The 23,208-nt window shown below is 72.0% G+C and carries 21 protein-coding genes; all 21 read left to right on the forward strand.

What is annotated here, in order from left to right; genetic code table 11:
• Positions 1-105: 105 nt before the first annotated feature.
• The 21 genes from rpmI (at position 106) to tyrS (ending at position 22,836) form a co-directional block, all read left to right on the forward strand.
• Positions 106-300, forward strand: a complete 195-nt coding sequence (gene rpmI, locus TCUR_RS10585) for a 50S ribosomal protein L35 (protein ID WP_041439516.1) — start codon at positions 106-108, stop codon at positions 298-300.
• A gap of 83 nt (positions 301-383) precedes the next feature.
• Complete coding sequence (rplT, locus tag TCUR_RS10590; RefSeq protein WP_012852491.1) at positions 384-761, forward strand: 50S ribosomal protein L20; 378 nt, start codon at positions 384-386, stop codon at positions 759-761.
• 44 nt (positions 762-805) lie between these two features.
• Positions 806-1,675 (forward strand): TrmH family RNA methyltransferase, encoded by an 870-nt coding sequence (locus TCUR_RS10595; RefSeq protein WP_012852492.1) that lies wholly within the window; start codon positions 806-808, stop codon positions 1,673-1,675.
• A gap of 359 nt (positions 1,676-2,034) precedes the next feature.
• Entirely contained in the window at positions 2,035-2,466 is a 432-nt protein-coding gene (locus TCUR_RS10600) for an STAS domain-containing protein (protein WP_083789834.1), read from the forward strand.
• Positions 2,467-2,651: 185 nt separating this feature from the next.
• Entirely contained in the window at positions 2,652-3,755 is a 1,104-nt protein-coding gene (locus TCUR_RS10605) for a sensor histidine kinase (protein ID WP_052305483.1), read from the forward strand.
• A 99-nt stretch (positions 3,756-3,854) separates the two neighbouring features.
• Complete coding sequence (gene pheS / locus TCUR_RS10610; RefSeq protein WP_012852495.1) at positions 3,855-4,964, forward strand: phenylalanine--tRNA ligase subunit alpha; 1,110 nt, start codon at positions 3,855-3,857, stop codon at positions 4,962-4,964.
• On the forward strand, positions 4,964-7,432 hold the full coding sequence (gene pheT, locus TCUR_RS10615; RefSeq protein WP_012852496.1) for a phenylalanine--tRNA ligase subunit beta: 2,469 nt from the start codon (positions 4,964-4,966) through the stop codon (positions 7,430-7,432). Before pheS ends, pheT begins: the two co-directional genes overlap by 1 nt.
• 293 nt (positions 7,433-7,725) lie before the next feature.
• The gene (locus TCUR_RS10620; RefSeq protein WP_012852497.1) at positions 7,726-9,390 is read left to right on the forward strand and encodes an ABC-F family ATP-binding cassette domain-containing protein; all 1,665 of its coding nucleotides are present in this window, start codon (positions 7,726-7,728) and stop codon (positions 9,388-9,390) included.
• A gap of 79 nt (positions 9,391-9,469) precedes the next feature.
• Positions 9,470-10,201, forward strand: coding sequence for a DUF7873 family protein (locus TCUR_RS10625; protein WP_012852498.1), 732 nt, complete (start codon positions 9,470-9,472; stop codon positions 10,199-10,201).
• An 89-nt stretch (positions 10,202-10,290) separates the two neighbouring features.
• On the forward strand, positions 10,291-10,542 hold the full coding sequence (locus TCUR_RS10630) for a hypothetical protein (RefSeq protein ID WP_012852499.1): 252 nt from the start codon (positions 10,291-10,293) through the stop codon (positions 10,540-10,542).
• A 198-nt stretch (positions 10,543-10,740) separates the two neighbouring features.
• The gene (locus TCUR_RS10635; protein ID WP_012852500.1) at positions 10,741-11,199 is read left to right on the forward strand and encodes a TIGR03668 family PPOX class F420-dependent oxidoreductase; all 459 of its coding nucleotides are present in this window, start codon (positions 10,741-10,743) and stop codon (positions 11,197-11,199) included.
• 74 nt (positions 11,200-11,273) lie between these two features.
• Entirely contained in the window at positions 11,274-12,302 is a 1,029-nt protein-coding gene (gene argC / locus TCUR_RS10640) for an N-acetyl-gamma-glutamyl-phosphate reductase (protein ID WP_012852501.1), read from the forward strand.
• Positions 12,299-13,450 (forward strand): bifunctional glutamate N-acetyltransferase/amino-acid acetyltransferase ArgJ, encoded by a 1,152-nt coding sequence (gene argJ, locus TCUR_RS10645; RefSeq protein WP_012852502.1) that lies wholly within the window; start codon positions 12,299-12,301, stop codon positions 13,448-13,450. Before argC ends, argJ begins: the two co-directional genes overlap by 4 nt.
• Positions 13,451-13,460: 10 nt before the next feature.
• Positions 13,461-14,357, forward strand: coding sequence for an acetylglutamate kinase (gene argB, locus TCUR_RS10650; protein WP_012852503.1), 897 nt, complete (start codon positions 13,461-13,463; stop codon positions 14,355-14,357).
• The gene (locus TCUR_RS10655) at positions 14,354-15,559 is read left to right on the forward strand and encodes an acetylornithine transaminase (RefSeq protein ID WP_012852504.1); all 1,206 of its coding nucleotides are present in this window, start codon (positions 14,354-14,356) and stop codon (positions 15,557-15,559) included. The genes argB and TCUR_RS10655 overlap by 4 nt, the downstream gene beginning before the upstream one ends.
• A 3-nt stretch (positions 15,560-15,562) precedes the next feature.
• Positions 15,563-16,498 carry an ornithine carbamoyltransferase gene (gene argF, locus TCUR_RS10660; protein WP_012852505.1) on the forward strand — a complete coding sequence of 312 codons (936 nt, stop codon included), beginning with the start codon at positions 15,563-15,565 and terminating at the stop codon, positions 16,496-16,498.
• Positions 16,495-17,058 carry an arginine repressor gene (locus TCUR_RS10665; protein WP_012852506.1) on the forward strand — a complete coding sequence of 188 codons (564 nt, stop codon included), beginning with the start codon at positions 16,495-16,497 and terminating at the stop codon, positions 17,056-17,058. Before argF ends, TCUR_RS10665 begins: the two co-directional genes overlap by 4 nt.
• 68 nt (positions 17,059-17,126) lie before the next feature.
• Entirely contained in the window at positions 17,127-18,329 is a 1,203-nt protein-coding gene (locus TCUR_RS10670) for an argininosuccinate synthase (RefSeq protein ID WP_012852507.1), read from the forward strand.
• Positions 18,330-18,859: 530 nt separating this feature from the next.
• Positions 18,860-20,278: an argininosuccinate lyase gene (argH, locus tag TCUR_RS10675; RefSeq protein ID WP_012852508.1), complete on the forward strand. Its 1,419-nt coding sequence runs from the start codon at positions 18,860-18,862 to the stop codon at positions 20,276-20,278.
• 42 nt (positions 20,279-20,320) lie between these two features.
• The gene (locus TCUR_RS10680) at positions 20,321-20,950 is read left to right on the forward strand and encodes a DNA-3-methyladenine glycosylase (RefSeq protein WP_012852509.1); all 630 of its coding nucleotides are present in this window, start codon (positions 20,321-20,323) and stop codon (positions 20,948-20,950) included.
• A gap of 608 nt (positions 20,951-21,558) precedes the next feature.
• Positions 21,559-22,836, forward strand: coding sequence for a tyrosine--tRNA ligase (tyrS, locus tag TCUR_RS10685; protein WP_012852510.1), 1,278 nt, complete (start codon positions 21,559-21,561; stop codon positions 22,834-22,836).
• Positions 22,837-23,208 lie beyond the last annotated feature (372 nt).

The raw sequence follows: 23,208 nt of genomic DNA on the forward strand, positions 1-23,208 counted from the left end.
CGGTGCGTCGGACGGGCGCGCCGTCATGGGATCCGTGACGGGCGCCCGATTCGTGCATGCCCCCGCGTTTGCGCGGGACGAGGAATGAGGGAGACGACGGCGACCATGCCGAAGACCAAGACCCACAGCGGTGCGAAGAAGCGCTTCAAGCTGACCGGCTCCGGCAAGGTGACGCGCCGCCGCGCCAACCGCAACCACCTGCTGGAGCACAAGCCCTCCAAGCGCACCCGTCGGTTGGCCGGCCGGGTCGTGGTCGCGGACGCCGACACCAAGATGATCAAGAAGCTGCTTCGCAAGTAGCCACCCCTCGGACCTTCTGAGGACCTTCGACAACCTCGGCGGGGGCCTGCCGGCCTCCGGCCTCGCGTAAAGGAGAACATCACGTGGCACGTGTGAAGCGGGCTGTCAACGCCGCCAAGAAGCGCCGGGTCGTCCTGGAGCGGGCCCGCGGTTACCGGGGACAGCGTTCCCGCCTGTACCGCAAGGCCAAGGAGCAGATGCTCCACTCGATGACCTACGCCTACCGGGACCGCAAGGACCGCAAGGGCCAGTTCCGCCGGCTGTGGATCCAGCGGATCAACGCCGCCGCCCGCGCCAACGGCATGACCTACAACCGGTTCATCCAGGGCCTGAAGGCCGCCGAGCTGGAGGTCGACCGGCGCATGCTGGCCGAGCTGGCGGTCAATGACCCCGAGGTCTTCAAGACCCTGGTCGAGCTGGCCAAGCAGGCGCTGCCGGCACAGGACGCCAAGGCCGCCTGACGATCGTTCGGCGACGGGTCATCTGGACGGAAAGTGCGCATGCCATGGCGGGCCGCGAGCTGACCTCCATCCGCTCGCCCCGGGTGAAGTCGGCCCGGCGGCTCGCCAAGCGCACCTTCCGGCACCGCGAACGCCGGTTCCTGGCCGAGGGCCCGCAGGCGGTGCGGGAGGCGCTGGGACTGCCCGGCGTGCTGACGGAGCTGTTCACCACGGCCGAGGCCGAGTCCCGGCACGCCGAGTTGGTGACGGCCGCCGAGCGGGCCGGGGTGCCGGTGCTGCGGGTCAGCGGCGAGGTCATGGCCGAGCTGGCGCAGACCGTCACCCCGCAGGGCCTGCTGGGGGTGTGCACCTTCGTCGACGTGTCACTGGCCGATGCGCTCTCGCCACCGCCCACGCTGGTGACCGTGCTGGCGCATGTGCGCGATCCGGGCAACGCCGGAACGGTGCTGCGCACCGCGGACGCGGCCGGCTGTGACGCGGTGGTGTTCACCGACGCGTCGGTGGACCCCTATAACGGCAAGTGCGTGCGGGCCTCGGCGGGCAGCCTGTTCCACGTGCCGGTGGTGGCCGGCACCCGTTTCGAGACGCTGATCGGCGCGCTGCGCGAGTGCGGGCTGACGGTGCTGGCCGCCGACGGGGCGGGGGAGCACACCCTGGATGCGGCGCTCGACGGCGGGCTGCTGGACCGCCCCACCGCCTGGGTGTTCGGCAACGAGGCATGGGGCCTGCCCGAGGAGATCCTGCGCGCGGTCGATCATGTCGTCCGGGTCCCCATTTACGGCCGGGCCGAGAGCCTGAATCTGGCGACCGCGGCCGCGGTGTGCCTGTACGCTTCCGCCCGCGCCCAGCGCGCCGGGCGGGCCGTGCCCGGCGCCGCCCCGGCGGACGGGGTCTCTTCCGCCCGCCCCTCCTGATCGCCGGGCGCCGACAACGTCCAAGCGGCCTGAATGGTTGTCCGCATTCGGCAAAAACCCTGGCCGCTTCCGGACTCCCCGTAACGATCTTCAAAGCTGTCCGGGCTGCCAGGATGGTTGTGAGAATTTCACGACCTGGCAGTGGCTCACTTGGCGGGGTCGTCTTTGCACCAGGGAGCGGATGCCTCGGCGGCTGGGGAACGGCGAGGGAATCTGCGCATCTCCTCCGGTGTCGTTACCGAAGGAGCGGTGCCGACGCTGCGACAAGGGGGGCGACGATGCTCTACTACGACAGGAAGGCGCCTCAGGTGCCGCGTTCACGACGATCGCACTATCACGGGCCGCGCTCGGCGGCGGCCATGGCGCGCTGCGGAAAGACCGCCGGCGCCTGCCCACCCCCCGAGGAAGCAGGTCGGGGCGCCGAGCTGACCGTGACGGTCACCGGTGTGCACGACGGGACGCTGGTGGCCGCGGTCACCGGCGAGATCGATCTGCGCACCGTCCGGGCCCTGCGCGCCCGGCTGAGCGAACTGGGCCGCCAGGCCACCGCCGGCGGCGGCGGACGGCTGGTCCTGGACTTTTCCGGAGTCGGCTTCTGCGACGCCGGCGGGCTGGGCGCCCTGGTCGGCGTCCGCAACGAACTGCGCGCTCGCGGCGGCGAGCTCAGCCTGGCCCGGGTGCGGCCGCAGCAGTGGCGGCTGTTCCAGATCACCGGCCTGGACAAGGTCTTCACCGGCTACCGCACCGTGGCCGAGGCGGTCGCGGCCGGACGCACCTCCTCGCTGAGCTGATCCCGGTATCGCCGAAAACGGGCATGTCTGCCGAAAACGAAGAAAAGCCTTGCCGGTAAGGGGTTTTGCGGGTCCCGCTGCCCCATGCTGTGGCTATAGGCTCTACTACCGACAGGCCGCGTTTCACGGGTGCTCTGGAGGCGCTGGTGGGTGTCGAGAACTCCCCGCACGAGTCGCGACTCCCCATGCCCGGTTCCCGTCGCGACTTGGGCCTGCCCCGCGGGCAGGATCGGGACGCGGCCTGGGTGCCGGCCGACGAACTGCCCGACGGGCTGCTGGTGGCCGACGAGAACGCGCGGGTGGTGGTGTTCAACCGCGCCGCCACCCGGCTGACCGGGATCAAGGCCGAGGACGCGCTGGGCCGTGACTTCCGCGACGTGCTGCCGCTGCACGACGCCGAGGGCCGCGACTGGTGGAAGTGCCTGGACCCCTACGGCGGCCTGGCCACCCGCACCCGCCACCCCGAGTACCCGCTGTTCATGACCGGCGGCACCGAGCTGCTGGTGACGGCGTCGTACCGGCGCTCCCGCGGGGGAGCGGTGGAACGTTTCATCGTCAGCTTCCGCGACGCCGCCCGCCGGGCCCGGCAGGAGCGGGATCGGGCCGACCTGGTCTCCACCGTCGCCCACGAGCTGCGCTCCCCGCTCACCAGCGTCAAGGGCTTCACCGCCACCCTGCTGGCCAAGTGGCACCGCTTCACCGACGACCAGAAGCGGGTGATGCTGGAGACGGTCAACGCCGACGCCGACCGGGTGACCCGGCTGATCAGCGAACTGCTGGACGTGTCGCGGATCGAGGCCGGCCGCCTGGAGATGCGCCGCCAGGTGGTCGACCTGGTCGAAGAGGCCCGCAAGGTGATCGCCGGGCGGGTGGCCGCCGGCGACCCGGCCGACCGGTTCTGCCTGATCGCCGACGACGATCTGCCGGAGATGTGGCTGGACCCGGACAAGATCGACCAGATCCTGGGCAACCTGCTGGAGAACGCGGTCCGGCACGGCGCTGGTACTGTGACTATCGTGATCGAGCGGGTGGACGCGCCGGACGGCCTCGGGGCCGCCGTCTCGGTACGCGACGAGGGCGAGGGCATCCCGCCCGAGGCGGCCCAGCGCGTGTTCCGCCAGTTCTGGCGCGGCCCCGGCGGCAACCGGCGCGGCGGCACCGGGCTCGGCCTGTTCATCGTCAAGGGCCTGGTGGAGGCGCACGGCGGCACCATCGCGGTGCGGCGCGCCCCCGGCGGCGGCGCGGAGTTCCGATTTACCCTGCCCGCCGGCGCCCCCGACTACGCCTGACGGGATCGCGCCGCGCGGGCTCGACCGGCGTTCCGGCCTGACGATCCAGGCACCACTACACTCGCGGGCGATCACGCCCTGGCTGGAGTTGTCACCACCATGTCTGCACCCAATAAGTCGTTCGACCCCGTCGAGGTCAGCGCGCTGCAACCGGAGGAGGTCGAGCGCGCCCGCGACGCCGCGCTGGCCGCCATCGCCGCCGCCGGCGACCTCGAAGAGCTCAAGAAGGTCCGCCTGGAGCACGCCGGGGACCGCTCCCCGCTGGCACTGGCCAACCGGGAGATCGGCGCGCTGCCCCCGCACGCCCGCGCCGAGGCCGGCAAGCGGGTGGGCGCGGCCCGCAAGGCGGTCGCCGAGGCCCTCAAGCGCCGCCAGGCGGAGCTGGAGGAAGAACGCGACCAGCGCGTCCTCATCGAGGAGACCGTCGACGTCACGCTGCCGTGGGACCGCGCCCCCCGCGGCGCCCGCCACCCGGTGACCACCATCGCCGAGCGGATGGCCGACGTGTTCGTCTCGATGGGCTTTGAGATCGCCGAAGGGCCCGAGGTCGAGGCCGAGTGGTACAACTTCGACGCCCTGAACATCCAGCCCGACCACCCGGCCCGCACCATGCAGGACACCTTCTTCGTCGAGAGCGAAGACAGCGGGCTGGTGCTGCGCACCCACACCTCCCCGGTGCAGGTGCGGGCGCTGCTGTCGCGCCCGCTGCCGGTGTACGTGGTGGTGCCCGGCCGCACCTTCCGCACCGACGAGCTGGACGCCACCCACACCCCGGTGTTCCACCAGCTGGAGGGCCTGGCGGTGGATGAGGGACTGACCATGGCCGACCTGCGCGGCGCCATCGCCGCGTTCGTGGAGGGCATGTTCGGCGAGGGCCTGAAGGTGCGGCTGCGCCCGTCCTACTTCCCCTTCACCGAGCCGTCCGGCGAAGTGGACATGCAGTGCTTCGTGTGCCACGGCGCCTCGGCGGAGCCGGGCGCGCCGCCGTGCCGCACCTGCAGCTCCGAGGGGTGGATCGAGCTGGGCGGCTGCGGCATGGTCAACCCGCGGGTGCTGGTGGCCGCCGGCGTCGACCCCGAGCGCTACAGCGGCTGGGCGTTCGGGCTGGGCGTGGAGCGCACGCTGATGTTCCGGCACGGCGTGGCGGACATGCACGACATGGTCGAGGGTGATGTGCGCTTCACCCTCCCGTTCGGGATGGAGATCTGATGCGGGTCCCGCTGTCTTGGCTGCGTGAGCACGTCGAGCTGCCCGCCGGCGTCACCGGCCGCGACCTGGCCGCCAAGCTGATCGCCGCCGGGCTGGAGGTGGAGACCGTCGAGGCCGCCGGCCACGACGTCACCGGTCCGCTGGTGGTCGGCCAGGTCCTGGCCATCGAGGAGCTGACCGGCTTCAAAAAGCCGATCCGCTACTGCCAGGTGGAGGTCGGCGAGGACAAGCCGCGCAACATCATCTGCGGCGCCCGCAACTTCACCGAGGGCGACAAGGTCGTCGTCGCGCTGCCCGGCTGCCGGCTGCCCGGCGGCTTTGAGATCGGCGCCCGCAAGACCTACGGCAAGATCTCCGAAGGCATGATCTGCTCGGTCGCCGAGCTGGGCATCGGGGACGACCACAGCGGCATCCTGGTGCTGCCGGGCGATGAGCGGGTCGGCGCCGACGCCATCGAGCTGCTGGGCATCCGCGACGAGGTCCTCGACATCGCCGTCACCCCCGACCGCGGCTATGCGCTGTCGATCCGCGGGGTGGCGCGCGAGGCCGCCATCGCCTACGGCGTGCCGTTCCGCGACCCGGCCGCCGTCCGGCTGCCCGACACCGACGACCAGCCGGGCTACCCGGCGAGCATCGACGACCCCACCGCCTGCGACCGGTTCGTGCTGCGCCAGATCCGCGGCCTGAACCCGGCGGCGACCACCCCGCTGTGGATGCAGGTGCGGCTGTACCGCGCCGGCATGCGCCCGGTGTCGCTGGCCGTGGACGTCACCAACTACCTGATGCTGGAGCTGGGCCAGCCGCTGCACGCCTTCGACCGCGGCAAGCTGACCGGCGAGATCGTGGTGCGGCGGGCCCGGCCGGGGGAGAAGCTGGAGACCCTCGACCACGTCACCCGCGCCCTGGACCCGGAGGACATCCTCATCACCGACGCCTCCGGCCCGATCTCGCTGGCCGGGACGATGGGCGGCCTGGCCACCGAGATCGACGAGAACTCCACCGACATCGTCATCGAGGCCGCCCACTTCGACGCCATCGGCGTCGCCCGCATGGTGCGCCGCCACAAGCTCAGCAGCGAGGCCTCCTACCGGTTCGAACGCGGCGTCGACCGCGAGCTGCCGCTGTATGCCTCCTACCGGGCCGCGCAGCTGCTGGCCGAGCTGGGCGGCGCCGAGATCGTCCCGGGCGTCACCCACGCCCAGGTGCCGGTCGAGCAGACCACCATCACCATCCCCGCCGACCACCCGGGCAAGGTCGCCGGGGTGACCTACAGCCGCGACACCGTGGTGCGGCGGCTCACCGAGATCGGCTGCACGGTCACCGGGGACCAGACGCTGACCGTGGCGCCCCCCTCCTGGCGTCCCGATCTGACCGACCCCAACGACCTGGCCGAAGAGGTCATCCGCCTGGAGGGGTATGAGGAGATCCCGGCCCGCCCGCCCCGGCCGATCGCCGGGCAGGGCCTGACCCCCGAGCAGCGCCGCCGCCGCCGGGTCGGCCGGGCGCTGGCCGCCGCCGGGTACGTGGAGACCTTGTGCTTCCCGTTCATCGGCGCCAAGGACTTCGACGACCTGCAGCTTTCCGCCGACGACGAGCGGCGCCGGGCACTGCGGGTGGCCAACCCGCTGACCGAGGAGGGGCCGCTGCTGCGCACCACGCTGCTGCCGGGCCTGCTGAAGGCCCTGGCCCGCAACGTCGGACGCGGCCAAAGCGATGTGGGCCTGTTCGAGATGGGCCTGGTGTACCGGCCCCGCCCGGACGCCCCGCCCAAGGCGCCCCGCCTGGCGGTCGACCGCGGCCCCACCCCCGAGGAGATCGCCTCCCTGGAGGCGGCGCTGCCCGACCAGCCGCTGCGGGTGGCCGTGGTGGTGGCCGGTGACCGCGAGCAGGCCGGCTGGTGGGGGCAGGGACGCCCGGCGAGCTGGGCCGACGCCATCGAGGCCGCGCGCACCGTGGCCCGCGAAAGCGGCGTGGAGCTGACCGTGCGGGCCGACCGGCACGCCCCCTGGCACCCGGGCCGCTGCGCCGCCCTGTACGCCGGCGACGTCCTGGTCGGGCACGCCGGTGAGCTGCACCCGCGGGTCATCGCCGCCTACGGGCTGCCGGCGCGCACCGCCGCGATGGAGCTGGAACTGTCGCGCCTGGCCGTGCCCGGGCCGGTGCGGGCGCCGCAGGTGTCCACCTACCCGCCGGCCACCCAGGACGTCGCGCTGATCGTGGACGCCTCCCGCCCGGCCGCCGAGGTCGAGGCCGCCCTCCGCGAGGGGGCCGGGGAGCTGCTGGAGTCGATCCGGCTGTTCGACGTCTACACCGGCGAGCAGATCGGCGAGGGCCGCAAGTCGCTGGCCTTCACGCTGCGTTTCCGCGCCCCCGACCGCACCCTCACCGCCGAGGAGGTGGGCCGGGCCCGCGACGCGGCGGTGGCGCTGGCGGCCGAACGCACCGGCGCCGTGTTGCGCGGCGCCTGACCCGCCGCCTCTGGTGAGCCGTCCCGGCGCCCCGCGGCCGAATCCCGGTTGCGGGGCGCCGCCGTTTTCTCCTACCGTGAACGGGTCCTGTTCCCGACGGGCGGGGGTTTCGGTGGAGCACTGAGGTCACAGACACCGCGCAGACGACCGGCCGTGGCGCGATGCCCGCCGGCTCGCAGCGCGTGACCTCAGTGGACCCTGCCTCAGGACGAATCCCTTCTGCTCGGCGCGTTACGCGCTGTCCGCGGTGTCTCCCGATGTGAACGTTCCGGCACGCAAAGGAGAACCGCCTCATGTCCCCCGCCGTGGTCCTTTCCGGCGTCACCTTCGCCTGGCCCGACGGCACCCCCGTCCTGACCGGCCTGGACGGGGCGTTCAACGCCTGCCGCACCGGACTGGTCGGCCTCAACGGCTCCGGCAAGTCCACGCTGCTGCGGCTGATCGCCGGGGAGCTGCGCCCGCAGTCCGGCACCATCACGGTCGCCGGGAGCATCGGATACCTGCCGCAGCGTCTTCCGCTGCAGACCGCCCGCACCGTCTCCGACCTGCTGGGCATCACCGCCGCCCGCACCGCCCTGCACGCCATCGAACGCGGCGAGGCCACCGAGGCCAACTTCGCCGCCGTCGGCGACGACTGGGATGTGGAGGAACGCTCCCGCGCCGAGCTGGACCGGCTCGGCCTGGGGCACGTGGAGCTGGACCGCACCGTGGCCACCCTGTCCGGCGGAGAGGCCATGCTGGTCGGGCTGGCCGCGCTGCTGCTGCGCCGCCCGCAGGTGCTGCTGCTGGACGAACCCACCAACAACCTCGACCTGGACGCCCGGCGGCGGCTGCAGGAGGCCGTCGACTCCTGGCCCGGCGTGCTGATCGTCGTCAGCCACGACCGGGCGCTGCTGGAGCGGGTCGATGAGATCGCCGAGCTGCGCGAGGGCCGGCTGCGGACCTTCGGCGGCAACTTCTCGGCCTACCAGGAGATGCTGGCGATCGAGCAGGAGGCCGCCGAACGGGCCGTGCGGACCGCCGAGTCCGAGGTGCGCCGGCAGCGCCGCGACCTGATGGAAGCCCAGGTCAAGCTGGCCCGCCGGGCGCGCTACGGCAAGAAGATGTATGAAAGCAAGCGCGAACCCAAGATCGTGATGGGCGCCCGCAAACGGGCCGCCCAGGAGTCGGCGGCCAAGCACCGCATCCTGCACGAAGAACGCCTGCAGCAGGCCCGCGAACGCCTGGCCGAGGCCGAGGAGGCGGTGCGCGACGACGCCGAGATCCGCATCGAGCTGCCCCGCACCCGGGTGCCGGCCGGCCGCACCGTGCTCACCGTCACCGGGCTGACCCCGCCCGCCGGACCCGCCACGCCGGACGCCGGCGATGAAGACGGCCGGGACGGGGCGAAACCCCTGCGGGAGCTGATCGTGCGCGGCCCGGAGCGGATCGCCCTCACCGGCCCCAACGGGTCGGGCAAGACCACCTTGCTGCGCGCGGTGACGGGGGAGCGCCCGTTGCCCGGGGTCGAGGTGAAGGTCGGCGTCGAGGGCCTGCGGTACCTGCCGCAGCGGCTGGATGTGCTGGATGACTCCCGCAGCGTGCTCGACAACGTCCGCGCCTTCGCCCCGGGCGCCTCGCCCAACGAGATCCGCGCCGGGCTGGCCCGCTTCCTGTTCCGCGGGGCGCGCGCCGACCGGCTCGCCGGGCAGCTGTCGGGCGGTGAGCGGTTCCGCGCCGTGCTGGCCGCGCTGCTGCTGGCCGACCCACCTCCGCAACTGCTGCTGCTGGACGAGCCCACCAACAATCTGGACCTGGCCAGCGTCCGGCAGCTCGTCCAGGCCCTGGAGGCCTATCAAGGGGCGCTCATCGTGGTCAGCCACGACCTGCCGTTCCTGGACGAGCTGGGCATCACCCGGTGGCTGCGCATGGACCCGGTCTGCGGGCTGTTGGAGGAACCGGAAGGCCCGCGGCGATGACAAGCCGAAAAATGGCATGAGATGCCGATTTCGCGCTGCTAAGTTGGTCGCCGTCCGAAAGGAACAGGGGGACCAGAGCATGGCGAAGCTCAATCAGATCATCGCCGTTGAGAAGGGCGTCAAGAGCAAATCCGTCCAAGAGCTCGCCCAGGCGAACCAGACGCTGCAGAAACTGCCGGCGCTGTCCGGTATCTCGCGCACCTACCAGCCCAAGGACGAAGACGGCGAGCAGTTTCCGCCCGAGTCCACCCGGGTGCAGGTGAAGGCCGAGGAAGTGCTGCGTCAGGTCGCCGCCGCGCTGACCCGCCTGTTCGACGTCACCGCCACCAAGGACTGGACCAACTGCATCGCCAAGGCCGACGTCGTGGTGGAGGGCCGCACCCTGCTGCGCGACGTTCCCGTCACCTACCTGCTGTTTTTGGAAAAACAGCTCAAGGAGCTGCAGGGCTTCGTCCGCAGGCTGCCGGTGCTGGACGCCGCCGAGTCCTGGACCTACGACGCCTCCACCGACGTGTGGCGCACCGAGCCGGTCCGCACCGTCAAGACCAAGAAGGTGCCGCGCAACCACGTCAAGGCCGAGGCCACCGAGCACCACCCCGCCCAGGTCGAGGTCTACTACGAGGACGTCCCGGTGGGCTACTGGACCACCGTGAAGTTCTCCGGCGCGCTGCCGGCCAAGCGGGTCAACGAGCTGCTGGACCGCATCGAGAAACTGCAGGAGGCCGTCAAGTTCGCCCGCGAGGAGGCCAACGGCACCGAGGTCGTCGACCAGCGCGTCGGCCAGGCCGTCTTCGACTACCTGTTCCAGTGACCCCTTTTTCGATCCCGCCGGGATCGAGAGGAATCCGGTAGGAGGGGATAGCATTGAAGACGCCCTCCGCCATCGCGCGGAGGGAGCGCATGGAGCGCAAGCTGAAACTGAAGCTCAGCGTGATGAAAGGCGCATCAGGTACGGCCCCCGGGTTCCACCCTCGGTGTCCGTACGGCCCGCACCGGGCGGGAATCCTCCCGGACGAGGGCGGCGCCGCCAGATTCAGGCTATCGCTCCAGATTCAGCATTCGCCGCCCGGCGCCGGCGGCGCCGACGCGGGGGAAACCGTCGTCCATGCCGGTTCGACTCCGGTCCGCGCCTCTCGCGGCGCGGTGGCCTAATGGTAAGGCGGACGGTCTCAGTTGAACCTCGCGTCACCGAAGAGACCGGTGCGTGCAATTGGGCGGCCCAGCGGGGCCCGGGGATAGGGTAGAACCCCGGGCCCCACCCATTTCCCGGGCCTTTTTCTGGACTTTTGCGGCCGCGCCCGCCGCACGGGGGTATGCCGGAACCGGAGCGAACGCAAGGGGCGGGACGGCATGCCGGAACTGGACGCCGAACAGGCGCGGCGGAGACTGGCCGGGGCGCCGGTGGTACGGCTGGCCACGGCGGACGAGCGGGGACGCCCGCACCTGGTGGTCGCCACGTTCGCGCTGGAACGGGCCGCGGACGGCGACCTGATCCACATGGCGGTCGACCACAAGCCCAAACGCACCCGCAACCTCAAGCGGCTGCGCAACATCGCCGTCAACCCGTGGGTGAGCGTGCTGGCCGACCACTACGAGGACAACTGGAGCCGGCTGTGGTGGGTGCGCGCCGACGGCCGGGCCCGTGTCAGCGACGACCCCCGGGAGCTGCACGCGGCCGCTCATCTGTTGGCACAGCGGTACCCCCAGTACCGCCACCGCCCCCCGCAAGGGCCGGCGATCGTGGTCACGGTGCACCACTGGGTTGGATGGATATACAGCGCCGAGGACGACATATCGTCCACATCGTGAGAAGATGTCCACCCTGCCTTGGATAGTCATCCACCTTCATGCATAATCTTTCCGAGCGATCGGAGAGGAACCCCATGGGAATCAAGGCGGCGGTGGCCGGCGCCAGCGGGTATGCGGGCGGTGAGCTGCTGCGCATCCTGGCCGGTCACCCCGAGTTCGAGATCGGCGCCCTGACGGCCGGCTCCAACGCCGGGGCGCGGCTGGACTCGCTGCAGCCCCACCTGTGGCCGCTGGGGGAGCGGGTGCTGGCCGAGACCACCCCCCAGACCCTGGCCGGGCACGATGTGGTCTTCCTGGCGCTGCCGCACGGCCAATCCGGCCCGCTGGCCGAACAGCTCGGCGAGGACGTGCTGGTGATCGACTGCGGCGCCGACTTCCGCCTGCAAAGCGCCGCCGACTGGGAGCACTTCTACGGCACCCCCCACGCCGGCACCTGGCCGTACGGGCTGCCGGAGCTGCCGGGGCAGCGCGAGCGGCTGCGCGGCGCCCGCCGCATCGCGGTGCCCGGCTGCTACCCCACGGTCTCCACGCTGGCGCTGTGGCCGGCCTTCGCCGCCGACTTGGTGGAACCGGACGTGGTGGTGGTGGCCGCCTCCGGCACCTCCGGCGCCGGCAAGAGCCCCAAACCCCACCTGCTGGGCAGCGAAGTCATGGGCTCGATGTCGGCCTATGGCGTCGGCGGTGTGCACCGCCACACCCCCGAGATCGTCCAGAACCTCAGCGCGGTGGCCGGCCGCCCGGTCACCGTCTCCTTCACCCCCACCCTGGCGCCGATGAGCCGCGGCATCCTGGCCACCTGCACCGCCAAGGTCAAGCCCGGGGTGGACGCGGGCGCCGTCCGCCGCGCCTACGCCGACGCCTACGCCGATGAGCCGTTCGTCCGGCTGCTGCCGGAGGGCCAGTGGCCCGCCACCGCCATGACCCTGGGCGCCAACACCGCCCTCATCCAGGTCGCCGTCGACGAGCGCGCCGGGCGCCTGGTGGCCGTCGGCGCCATCGACAACCTCGTCAAAGGCACCGCCGGGGGCGCCGTGCAAAGCGCCAACCTCGCCCTCGGCCTGCCCGAACAGCTCGGACTCACCACGATCGGAGTGTCCCCGTGAGCGTTACCGCTCCCCTCGGATTCCGCGCCGCCGGCGTCGCCGCCGGCATCAAAGGCGGCGAGGCGCGCGATCTGGCCCTGGTCGTCAACGACGGGCCGTCCCGCGCCGCGGCCGGGGTCTTCACCCGCAACCGGGTCAAGGCCGCCCCCGTCCTGTGGTCCCAGCAGGTGCTGCGCGGCGGCCGGGTGCGCGCGGTGGTGCTCAACTCCGGCGGCGCCAACGCCTGCACCGGCGCCCCCGGCTTCCAGGACACCCACGCCACCGCCGAGAAGGTCGGCCAGGTGCTGCAGGACTCCGCCGGCGAGATCGCGGTCTGCTCCACCGGCCTGATCGGCGAGCGACTGCCCATGGACAAGCTGCTGCCGGCGATCGACGTGGCCGCCGGGCAGCTGTCCCGCGACGGCGGGCTGGCCGCCGCCGACGCCATCCGCACCACCGACAAGGTCGCCAAGATCGCCTTCCGGCGCGCCGACGGCTACACCATCGGCGGCATGGCCAAGGGCGCCGGCATGCTGGCCCCCTCGCTGGCCACCATGCTGTGCGTGCTGACCACCGACGCCGACCTGGACTCCGCCGCGCTGGATCGGGCGCTGCGCGCGGCCACCGCGGTCACCTTCGACCGCCTCGACACCGACGGGTGCATCTCCACCAACGACACCGTGCTGCTGCTGGCCTCCGGCGCCAGCGGCACCACCCCCGATGAGGCGGAGTTCACCGCGCTGCTCACCGAGGTCTGCGCCGACCTGACCCGCCAGCTGCTCAACGACGCCGAAGGCGCCTCCAAGACCATCGCCATCGAGGTCGTCGGCGCCGCCAGCGACTTCGACGCCGTCACCGTCGGCCGCGCCATCGCCCGCAACAACCTCCTCAAGTGCGCCATCCACGGCGAGGACCCCAACTGGGGCCGGGTGCTGGCGGCGGTCGGCTCCACCGAGGCCGTCTTCGAACCCGACAAGATCAACGTGGCCATCAACGGGGTGTGGGTGTGCCGGGGCGGCGCGGTCGGCGACGACCGCGGCAAGGTCGACCTGAGCCCCCGCGAGGTGACCATCACCGTGGACCTGTCGGCGGGCCCGGCCTCGGCGACCGTCTGGACGACCGACCTGACCGCCGAGTACGTCCACGAGAACTCGGCGTACTCCACGTGAGAGGCAGGCGATGAGCGCGCAGCGGAGCCGGGTGCTGGCCAAGGCCGCCACGCTGATCGAGGCGCTGCCGTGGCTGGAGCGCTTCCACGGCAAGACCGTCGTCATCAAATACGGCGGGCACGCCATGACGGATGAGGCACTGCGGCACTCCTTCGCCGAGGACGTGGTGTTCCTGCGGTACGCCGGGATCAAACCGGTGATCGTGCACGGCGGCGGCCCGCAGATCAACGCCGCCCTGGAAAAGCACGGCATCGAATCCCGCTTCACCGCCGGGCTGCGCGTCACCACCCCCGAGGCCATGGAGGTCGTCCGGATGGTCCTGGTCGGCCAGGTCGGGCGGGACGTGGTCGGCCTGATCAACCGGCACGGCCCGTTCGCGGTCGGCATGAGCGGCGAGGACGCCAACCTGCTGACCGCCGAACGCAAACGCGCCGTCGTCGACGGCCAAGAGGTCGATCTCGGCCAGGTCGGCGAGATCGTGGAAGTGCAGACCGGCGCGGTGCGCAGCCTGCTGGACGACGGCCGCATCCCGGTGATCTCCAGCGTGGCCCGCGGCGACGACGGCCAGATCTACAACGTCAACGCCGACACCGCCGCCTCGGCGCTGGCGGTCGCGCTGGACGCGGTCAAGCTGATCGTGCTCACCGACGTGGAGGGCCTGTACGCCGACTGGCCCAACAGCGACGAGGTCATCGACCGGCTCACCACCGACGAGCTGGCCGAGCTGCTGCCGACCCTGTCGGCGGGCATGGTCCCCAAGATGGAGGCCTGCCTGCAGGCGGTGCGCGGCGGCGTCCCCCAGGCCCACGTCCTGGACGGCCGGGTGCCGCACGCGCTGCTGCTGGAAGTGTTCACCGACGAGGGCATCGGCACCATGGTGGTGCCGGGCCGGGGAGGGGCCGCGTGAGCTCCCAGAAGCTGCTGGAGCGCTACCGGGCGGCGTTCATGCCCAACTACGGGCTGCCGCCGGTGGCGCTGGTGTCCGGGCAGGGCTGCCTGGTCCGCGACGCCGACGGCAAGGAGTACCTGGACTTCATCGCAGGGATCGCCGTCAGCTCGCTCGGCCACGGCCACCCCGCCCTCATCGAGGCGGTCACCGCCCAGGTCGGTGCCATCGCCCACACCTCCAACCTGTTCGTCAACGAACCGGAGGTGCAGCTGGCCGAACGGCTGCGCCGGCTGCTCGGCGAGCACGGCGCCAAGGCCCGGGTGTTTCTGTCCAACAGCGGCACCGAGGCCAACGAATGCGCCCTCAAACTGGCCATCAAGTACGCCAAGGCGCATGAGCGCACCTACTTCGTGGCCGCCGAGAACGGCTTCCACGGCCGCACGATGGGCGCCCTGTCGCTGACCGGCAAGCACGCCATCCGCGAGCCGTTCGGCCCCTACGCCATCGACGTGCGCTTCGTCCCCTACGGCGACGCCGACGCCCTGCGCCAGGCCGTCACCCCGCAGTGCGCCGCGGTGTTCCTGGAGCCCACCCTCGGCGAGGGCGGCGTCGTCCCCCCACCCGACGGCTACCTGAGCGCCGCCCGCGACATCTGCGACCAGAGCGGCGCCCTGCTCGTCATCGACGAGATCCAGTCGGCCATCGGCCGCACCGGCACCTGGTTCGCCCACCAGCACGAAGGGGTGCGGCCCGACATCCTCACCCTGGCCAAGGGCCTGGGCGGGGGACTGCCGATCGGCGCCTGCATCGGCTTCGGCCCCTATGGTGAACTGTTCGCCAAGGGCGACCACGGCAGCACTTTCGGGGGCAATCCGGTCTCGGCCGCCGCAGCGCTGGCGGTACTGCGTACCATCGAGGCCGAGGGGCTGCTCGACCACGTCACCAAGGTCGGCGCCCTGCTGAAGGAGGGCCTGTCCGCCATCGCCCACCCCCTGCTCAAGAGCGTGCGGGGCCGCGGCCTGTGGCTGGGCCTGGTCTTGACCGAACCGCTGGCAGCGCAGGTGGAGGCGGCGGCCCGGGACGCCGGCTTCCTGGTCAACGCCGTCCAGCCGAATGTGATCAGACTCGCCCCGCCGCTGATCGTCACCGCCGAGCAGGTCCAGGCGCTGATCGACGCCCTGCCCTCCGTCCTCGACGCCGCCACCCCCAAGGAGAGCTGACAGATGGTGCGCCATTTCCTGCGGGACGACGACCTGACCCCCGCCGAGCAGGCCGAAGTCCTCGACCTGGCCGCCGCCATGAAGCGCGACCGCTTCGCCCACCGCCCCCTGGAGGGGCCGCGGACGGTGGCGGTGCTGTTCGACAAGCACTCCACCCGCACCCGCATCTCTTTCGCCGTCGGCATCGCCGAACTCGGCGGCCACGCCCTGGTGATGGACGCCGGCACCAGCCAGCTCGGCCGGGGCGAGACCATCGCCGACACCGCCCGGGTGCTGGAACGCCAGGTCGCCGCGATCGTCTGGCGCACCAGCGGCCAGGAGCGGGTCGAGGAGATGGCCGCCTTCTCCTCGGTCCCGGTCGTCAACGCCCTCACCGACCAGTTCCACCCCTGCCAGATCCTGGCCGACCTGCAGACCATCCGGGAGGCCAAGGGCGGCTTGGCCGGGGTGACCCTGGCCTACCTGGGCGACGGCGCCAACAACATGGCCCACTCCTACCTGCTGGGCGGCGCCACCGCCGGCATGCACGTGCGCATCGCCGCCCCCGCCGGCTACGCCCCCGACCCGGCCGTCGTGGCGCGCGCCGAGGAGATCGCCGCCGGCACCGGCGGCTCGGTGCAGGTCACCACCGACCCCAAGGCCGCCGCCGACGGCGCCGACGTGCTGGCCACCGACACCTGGGTCTCCATGGGCCAGGACGCAAAAGACCTGGCCGTCTTCGAGCCCTACCGGGTCGACGAGGAGAAGGTCGCGCTGGCCGGCCCGCAGGTGTCGGTACTGCACTGCCTGCCCGCCTACCGCGGCAAGGAGATCAGCGCCGAGGTCCTGGACGGCCCGCACAGCCTGGTGTGGGACGAGGCCGAAAACCGGCTGCACGCCCAAAAGGCCCTGCTGACCTGGCTGCTGCGGCAGACCGCGACGGAGGAGGGCGGAGGGTGAACGGCGAGCGGACCGTCCGCAGACCCACCGCCCCCGGCGAGCGGGGAACGGGCGCCGCCACCCCGATGACCAAGGCGGCGCGCCAGGCCCGCGTCGTCGAGCTGCTCGGCAAGCACCCCGTCCACTCCCAGGCGGAACTGGCCCGCCTGCTGGCAGCCGAGGGCGTGGAGGTCACCCAGGCGACACTGTCGCGGGACCTGGTGGAGATCGGCGCGGTGCGGCTGCGCGCCGAGGACGGCAGCCTGATCTACGCCGTCCCCGGCGAGGGCGGCGAGCGCATCCCGCGCGCCCGCACCGGCTCGGCCGAGACCTTCCACGGCCGGCTCGCCCGGCTGGCCCAGGAACTGCTGGTGTCCGCCGAGGCGTCGGCCAACCTGGTCATCGTGCGCACCCCGCCCGGCGCCGCCCAATACCTGGCCTCCGCCATCGACCACGCCGAATGGCCTGAAGTGCTGGGCACCGTCGCCGGCGACGACTCCATCCTGGTCATCTCCCGCGATCCCCAGGGCGGGCAGGCGCTGGCCGACGCCCTGCTCCGGCTGACCGAACGACGAGGCTAGGGGCCCTGCGGCCCCCGCCTCCGACACATCCCTTTCTCTTCCAGCACTGCCCGAACAGGAGATCACCCATGACCGAGCGGGTCGTACTCGCATATTCCGGAGGGCTGGACACCTCCGTGGCCATCCCCTACCTCGCCGAGCAGACCGGCGGGGAGGTCATCGCCGTCGCCGTCGATGTCGGCCAGGGCGGCGAGGACCTGGAGGTCATCCGCAAGCGGGCGCTGGCCTGCGGCGCCGTCGAGGCCGTGGTGGTGGACGCCCGCGAGGAGTTCGCCTCCGACTTCTGCGTCCCGGCCCTGCAGGCCAACGCCCTCTACATGGACCGCTACCCGCTGGTGTCGGCGCTGTCGCGGCCGCTGATCGTCAAGCACCTGGCCGCCGCCGCCAAGGAGTTCGGCGGCACCGCCGTCGCCCACGGCTGCACCGGCAAGGGCAACGACCAGGTCCGCTTCGAGGCCGGCCTGGCGGCGCTGAACCCGGACCTGAAGGTCATCGCCCCGGCCCGCGACTTCGCCTGGACCCGCGACAAGGCCATCGAGTACGCCGAGTCCAAGGGCCTGCCGATCGACGTGTCGGCCAAGTCCCCCTACTCCATCGACCAGAACCTGTGGGGCCGGGCCGTGGAGACCGGCTTCCTGGAGGACATCTGGAACGCGCCCATCGAGGACCTCTACGACTACACCTCCGACCCGTCCGCCCAGCGCGACCCGGACGAGGTGGTCATCACCTTCCGCGCCGGCGTGCCCGTGGCCCTCGACGGCCGGGAGCTGACCCCGCTGCAGATCATCGAGGAGCTCAACCAGCGCGCCGGCGCCCAGGGCGTGGGCCGCATCGACATGGTCGAAGACCGCCTGGTCGGCATCAAGAGCCGCGAGGTCTACGAGGCCCCCGCCGCCATCGCGCTGATCACCGCGCACATGGAGCTGGAGAACGTCACCGTCGAACGCGACCTGGCCCGCTTCAAGCGCAGCGTCGACCAGCGCTGGGGCGAACTGGTCTACGACGGGCTGTGGTACTCCCCGCTCAAGCGTTCCCTGGACGCCTTCATCGCCGAGTCCCAAAAGCACGTCTCCGGCGAGATCCGCATGACGCTGCACGGCGGCCGCGCCGTGGTCACCGGCCGGCGCAGCGACGCCTCCCTGTACGACCACGACCTGGCCACCTACGACACCGGCGACACCTTCGACCAGAGCCTGGCCAAGGGCTTCGTGGAACTGTGGAGCCTGCCCAGCAAGATCGCCGCCGTCCGCGACCGTCGCGTCCAGGGCTGAAGCCGGCCGCACCGGCCCGCCCGCGGTGGCGGCGGGCGGGCCGACGGGCAACGGGCCCCGACGGCGAACGCGCCGCACAGGCCCGATGTGGTGAACCTCACCAAGGCCTCGGCCGACGCGTTCGAAAGACGAGCACACAGGCCCCTCCAGGCCCCGCCAAAAGGCCCGCATCACCGCACACCCGGACGGTCATGCCCATCGACCGGCCGGGGAACGCGGACGCGCGCCGCATCACAGCGGGCGGGCACAGCCGGGTCGGCGACCGAGGGCGCTTCGGCCGTTCCCGCCCGGTAGGCTCTGCATGTCCAGACACTGAAAAGACCACACGCGAGCGGGCCGCGCGGCCTGAGCCGAAGATCTTGCCCCACCCCGTTCGGCGCCTCGCCCACCAGGGCGTCACGGGGGCCGGGAACGAGGTCCGCCGACGACTTGACCGGCCGGAGGGGCGGTCGAGGGACATACGGAGAAGACCGCGCGGAGGGCCCGCGAGCCGTCGCGGCCCCGCTGCGACGAACCAGAACGGGAGTAGCGTGAGCAAGGCACCGACGAGGTTGTGGGGCGGCCGGTTCGAAGGCGGTCCGTCGGAGGCGCTGGCCCGGCTGTCGGTGAGCGTCCAGTTCGACTGGCGGCTGGCCCCGTACGACCTGATGGGCTCGCGCGCCCACGCCCGCGTGCTGCACCGGGCCGGCCTGCTCACCGACGAGGAGCTGACCCGCATGCTGGGCGCCCTGGACGACCTGGAGCAGGCCTGCCGCTCCGGGGAGTTCCGGCCCACCGTCGCCGACGAGGACGTCCACACCGCCCTGGAACGCGGCCTGCTGGAACGCCTCGGCTCCCTGGGCGGCAAGCTGCGCGCCGGCCGCAGCCGCAACGACCAGGTCGCCACCGACCTGCGGCTGTACCTGCGCGACCACGTCCGCCAGATCGTCAGCCGCCTGGTGGAACTGGAGACCGCGCTCATCGCCCAGGCCGAGCACAACCTGGACGTGGCCGCCCCCGGCATGACCCACCTGCAGCACGCCCAGCCGGTGCTGTTCTCCCACCAGCTGCTGGCGCACGTCCACCCGCTGGCCCGCGACATCGACCGGCTGCGCGACTGGGACAAGCGCGCCGCGATCTGCCCGCTGGGCGCCGGCGCCCTGGCCGGCTCCTCGCTGCCGCTGGACCCCAAGGCGGTCGCCGAGGAACTGGGCTTCGACGCCCCCGCGGCCAACTCCATGGACGCCGTCAGCGACCGCGACTTCGCCGCCGAGTTCCTTTTCGCCGCCGCCATGATCGGCGTCCACCTGTCCCGGCTCGGCGAAGAGATCGTGCTGTGGGCCTCGCAGGAGTTCCGCTGGATCGAGATGGACGACGCCTACGCCACCGGCTCGTCCATCATGCCCCAGAAGAAGAACCCCGACGTGGCCGAGCTGGCCCGCGGCAAGGCCGGCCGCCTCATCGGCCACCTGGTCGGGCTGCTGACCACCCTCAAGGGCTTGCCGCTGACCTACAACCGCGACCTGCAGGAGGACAAGGAAGGCGTCTTCGACGCCGTGGAGACCCTGCTGCTGGTGCTGCCGGCCATGTCCGGGCTGATCGCCACCATGCGGGTCAACACCGAACGGCTGGAGGACACCGCCCCCGAGGGCTTCGCCCTGGCCACCGACCTGGCCGAGCTGCTGGTGCGGCGCGGCGTGCCGTTCCGCGAGGCCCACGAGGTCGTCGGCCACCTGGTGGTGTGGTGCCAGGTCCACGACAAGGACTTCGGCGACCTCACCGACGAGGAGCTGGCCAAGGTCTCCCCGCACCTGACCCCCGACGTCCGGGAGGTGCTGAACGTGCAGGGCGCCCTGGCCTCCCGCAAGGCCCACGGCGGCACCAGCCCCGAGCGGGTCCGCGAGCAGCTGGCCGAACTGCGCGCCCTGGTCAACGAGCACGCCGCCTGGGCCTCCGGATCGGACTTTTAGCCGAGGACGGACGGGGACCATGCCGACCCTCCTCGGGCCGACATGAGCGACCTCCTCGACCGTGACTTCTTCGACCGCCCCGTCGAGGAGGTCGCTCCCAGCCTGCTCGGCCAGATCGTCGTCCACCACACCGGCGACGGCGAGGTCGCGATACGCCTCACCGAGGTCGAGGCGTACGCCGGGCCGATGGATCCGGCGTCTCACTCCTACCGGGGGCGCACCCCCCGCAACGCGGTGATGTGGGGACCGCCCGGGCATGTGTACGTGTACTTCACCTACGGCATGCACTTTTGCATGAACCTGGTGTGCGGCCCGGACGGCACGGCCTCGGCGGTGCTGCTGCGCGCCGGCGAGGTCATCGACGGCCGTGACCTGGCCGCCGCCCGCCGTCCCCGCTCCTCCTTCCGCGACCTGGCCCGCGGCCCGGCCCGGCTCTGCCAGGCCCTTGGCGTCGCCCGCGAGCACAACGGCCTGGACGCCTGCGACGCCGACTCCCCGCTGCGCGTCCTGGCCGGCGACCCGGTGGACCCCTCGCGGGTGCGGACGGGGCCGCGTGTCGGAGTGAGCGCCGCCAAGGAGACTCCCTGGCGTTTTTGGATCGACGGCGAACCGAGCGTGTCGCAGTACCGCATGCACGTCCCCCGCCGTCGCAGGACCACCGGCACGGGCTGAACCTTTCAGCGCGCCGTTCCCGCAGGCCGGGATGCGTGGCGACCGGGGACGACGCGGCACCGCGCCCCCGTGGGCCCGCCGTTTCCACCACCCGAAACCGCGGATGCTGGAAAGGGGTTCGCCGAACCCCTCCGCCGTCTCAACCGGGAATCCCGGTACCCCGGACAAAAGCAAGGGCATCGGATGCAGGCAGGGGAGTCGGCCCTGAAAGCGGGAGCATCACCAAAGAGCTCATCGGTGTGCTCGCCCTGAGATGTCTGCCCGCACTGGGCGGCACCTGCACCATGCCCAGGCACCCGGTCCCAAGCTCCAACGGACGGCGGCCGTCCGGTACCGGGACCGTCTGCTCTGCACCGGCCGGGACCCGCACCCGTCCCGCGGGACACCTGGTAGAACTGGACTTCACCGGCCGGCCCCGCGGCTGCGGCAGGCGAGCCGGGAACAGACCGGGGCTCGTGCCCGCTTCCACCTCAGGGCACGAACCGCACGTCCCGGTCCGTCACGTCACCGGCGGCCGGTGAATACCGTTACCGTGGGCGGCGCCCCATCGGGCACCCTGAGGGGCGAACCCGAAAACCCGGAAAACATGGCGGAAGACGAGGGAGACCGTGACCGACGTCCTTGAGGACCTGGCGTGGCGCGACCTGATCGCGCAGTCCACCGACCTGGACGAACTGCGGGCGCTGCTCGCCGCGGGGCCGGTCACCCTCTATTGCGGGTTCGACCCCACCGCCCCCAGCCTGCATCTGGGCAACCTCATCCAGATCCTGACCCTGCGCCGCTTCCAGCTGGCCGGGCACCGCCCCATCGGCCTGGTCGGCGGCGCCACCGGGCTGATCGGCGACCCCAGCGGCAAGAGCGCCGAGCGCACCCTCAACTCCGAGGAAGTGGTCGCCGCCTGGGTCGAGCGCATCCGCGCCCAGGTCGCCAAGTTCCTGGACTTCGAGGGCCCCAACGCCGCGCTCATGGTCAGCAACCTGGAGTGGACCGGGCCCATGACGGCCATCGAGTTCCTGCGCGACATCGGCAAGCACTTCCCGGTCAACCGGATGCTGGCCCGTGAGACGGTCAAGACCCGCCTGGAGACCACGGGCATGAGCTACACCGAGTTCAGCTACGTGCTGCTGCAGGCGATGGACTTCCTGGAGCTGTACCGGCGCTACGGCTGCCGCCTGCAGACCGGCGGCAGCGACCAGTGGGGCAACCTCACCGCGGGCGTCGACCTGATCCGCCGGGTGGAGGGCGGCACCGCCCACGCGCTGACCACCCCGCTGCTGACCAAGGCCGACGGCACGAAGTTCGGCAAGACCGCAGGCGGCGAGACCTACTGGCTGGACCCGGAGCTGACCTCCCCGTACGCCTTCTACCAGTTCTGGATCAACGCCGATGACCGGGACGTGGAGAAGTACCTGAAGGTCTTCAGCTTCCGCCCCCGCGAGGAGATCCAGCAGCTGGTCAAGGAGTCGGCCGAACGCCCCGCCGCGCGCATCGCCCAGCGGGCGCTGGCCGAGGAGGTCACCACCCTGGTCCACGGCGCCGACGAGTGCGCCAAGGTCGTCGCGGCCTCCCGCGCCCTGTTCGGCCAGGGCGCCCTGGAGGAGCTGGACGAGCGGACCCTCGGCGCGGCGCTGGCCGAGGTCCCCCGCATGGAGATCCCGCCCGGCGACCTGCCGCCCGTGGTGGACCTGCTGGCCGGCAGCGGCCTGTGCAAGAGCAAGTCGGAGGCCCGCCGCACCATCGCCCAGGGCGGTGCCTACCTGAACAACACCAAGGTCACCTCGGAGGAGGCCGTCCCCACCACCGAGGACCTGCTGCACGGCAGGTTCCTGGTGCTGCGGCGGGGCAAGCGCAACGTCGGCGGCGTCGAGGTCGTGCGCCGGGCCTGACCCGCCCGCACCGGTTCACCCGGAGACGGCCTGGAGCGTGCCCGAGCGCCCGGTCTCGTAGCGGCCGGGCGCTCGTCGCTTCCGCGATGGACCCTCAGCCAGGCCGGCAGGACATCCGGTCTCACCGCCCTGCTCGGTGAACAGGGAAATCTTCTGGTAGCGCAAGCGGCGGTCACCTGGGCTCCTCGCCGGCCCGCAGCGGTCATCGCGCCTGAACGGCCTCGTGGTCGCCTGACGTGTGACAGAGGCGGACGGCCTGTGCGTGATCGGTCCGTTGAACATCCGCGCTCCGTCCTCACGGACTCCCCAGCTTCGACCGGTCCCGTTGCCGGGCGCCTTCGCGGCGAAACCGTTCACAACGATCGTCCGGTG

The organism is Thermomonospora curvata DSM 43183 (genome assembly GCF_000024385.1).
GTDB classification, from domain to species: domain Bacteria; phylum Actinomycetota; class Actinomycetes; order Streptosporangiales; family Streptosporangiaceae; genus Thermomonospora; species Thermomonospora curvata.

Bases quoted from the DNA above. Each gene is read 5' to 3' on its own strand.
- TCUR_RS10600 (WP_083789834.1), top strand. From the start codon at position 2,035: ATGGCGCGCTGCGGAAAGACCGCCGGCGCCTGCCCACCCCCCGAGGAA.
- TCUR_RS10680 (WP_012852509.1), top strand. From the start codon at position 20,321: ATGAGCGACCTCCTCGACCGTGACTTCTTCGACCGCCCCGTCGAGGAG.
- TCUR_RS10670 (WP_012852507.1), top strand. From the start codon at position 17,127: ATGACCGAGCGGGTCGTACTCGCATATTCCGGAGGGCTGGACACCTCC.
- TCUR_RS10635 (WP_012852500.1), top strand. From the start codon at position 10,741: ATGCCGGAACTGGACGCCGAACAGGCGCGGCGGAGACTGGCCGGGGCG.
- pheT (WP_012852496.1), top strand. From the start codon at position 4,964: ATGCGGGTCCCGCTGTCTTGGCTGCGTGAGCACGTCGAGCTGCCCGCC.
- TCUR_RS10625 (WP_012852498.1), top strand. From the start codon at position 9,470: ATGGCGAAGCTCAATCAGATCATCGCCGTTGAGAAGGGCGTCAAGAGC.
- TCUR_RS10620 (WP_012852497.1), top strand. From the start codon at position 7,726: ATGTCCCCCGCCGTGGTCCTTTCCGGCGTCACCTTCGCCTGGCCCGAC.
- TCUR_RS10595 (WP_012852492.1), top strand. From the start codon at position 806: ATGGCGGGCCGCGAGCTGACCTCCATCCGCTCGCCCCGGGTGAAGTCG.
- argC (WP_012852501.1), top strand. From the start codon at position 11,274: ATGGGAATCAAGGCGGCGGTGGCCGGCGCCAGCGGGTATGCGGGCGGT.
- argF (WP_012852505.1), top strand. From the start codon at position 15,563: ATGGTGCGCCATTTCCTGCGGGACGACGACCTGACCCCCGCCGAGCAG.
- argB (WP_012852503.1), top strand. From the start codon at position 13,461: ATGAGCGCGCAGCGGAGCCGGGTGCTGGCCAAGGCCGCCACGCTGATC.
- TCUR_RS10630 (WP_012852499.1), top strand. From the start codon at position 10,291: ATGGAGCGCAAGCTGAAACTGAAGCTCAGCGTGATGAAAGGCGCATCA.
- rpmI (WP_041439516.1), top strand. From the start codon at position 106: ATGCCGAAGACCAAGACCCACAGCGGTGCGAAGAAGCGCTTCAAGCTG.
- TCUR_RS10605 (WP_052305483.1), top strand. From the start codon at position 2,652: ATGCCCGGTTCCCGTCGCGACTTGGGCCTGCCCCGCGGGCAGGATCGG.
- pheS (WP_012852495.1), top strand. From the start codon at position 3,855: ATGTCTGCACCCAATAAGTCGTTCGACCCCGTCGAGGTCAGCGCGCTG.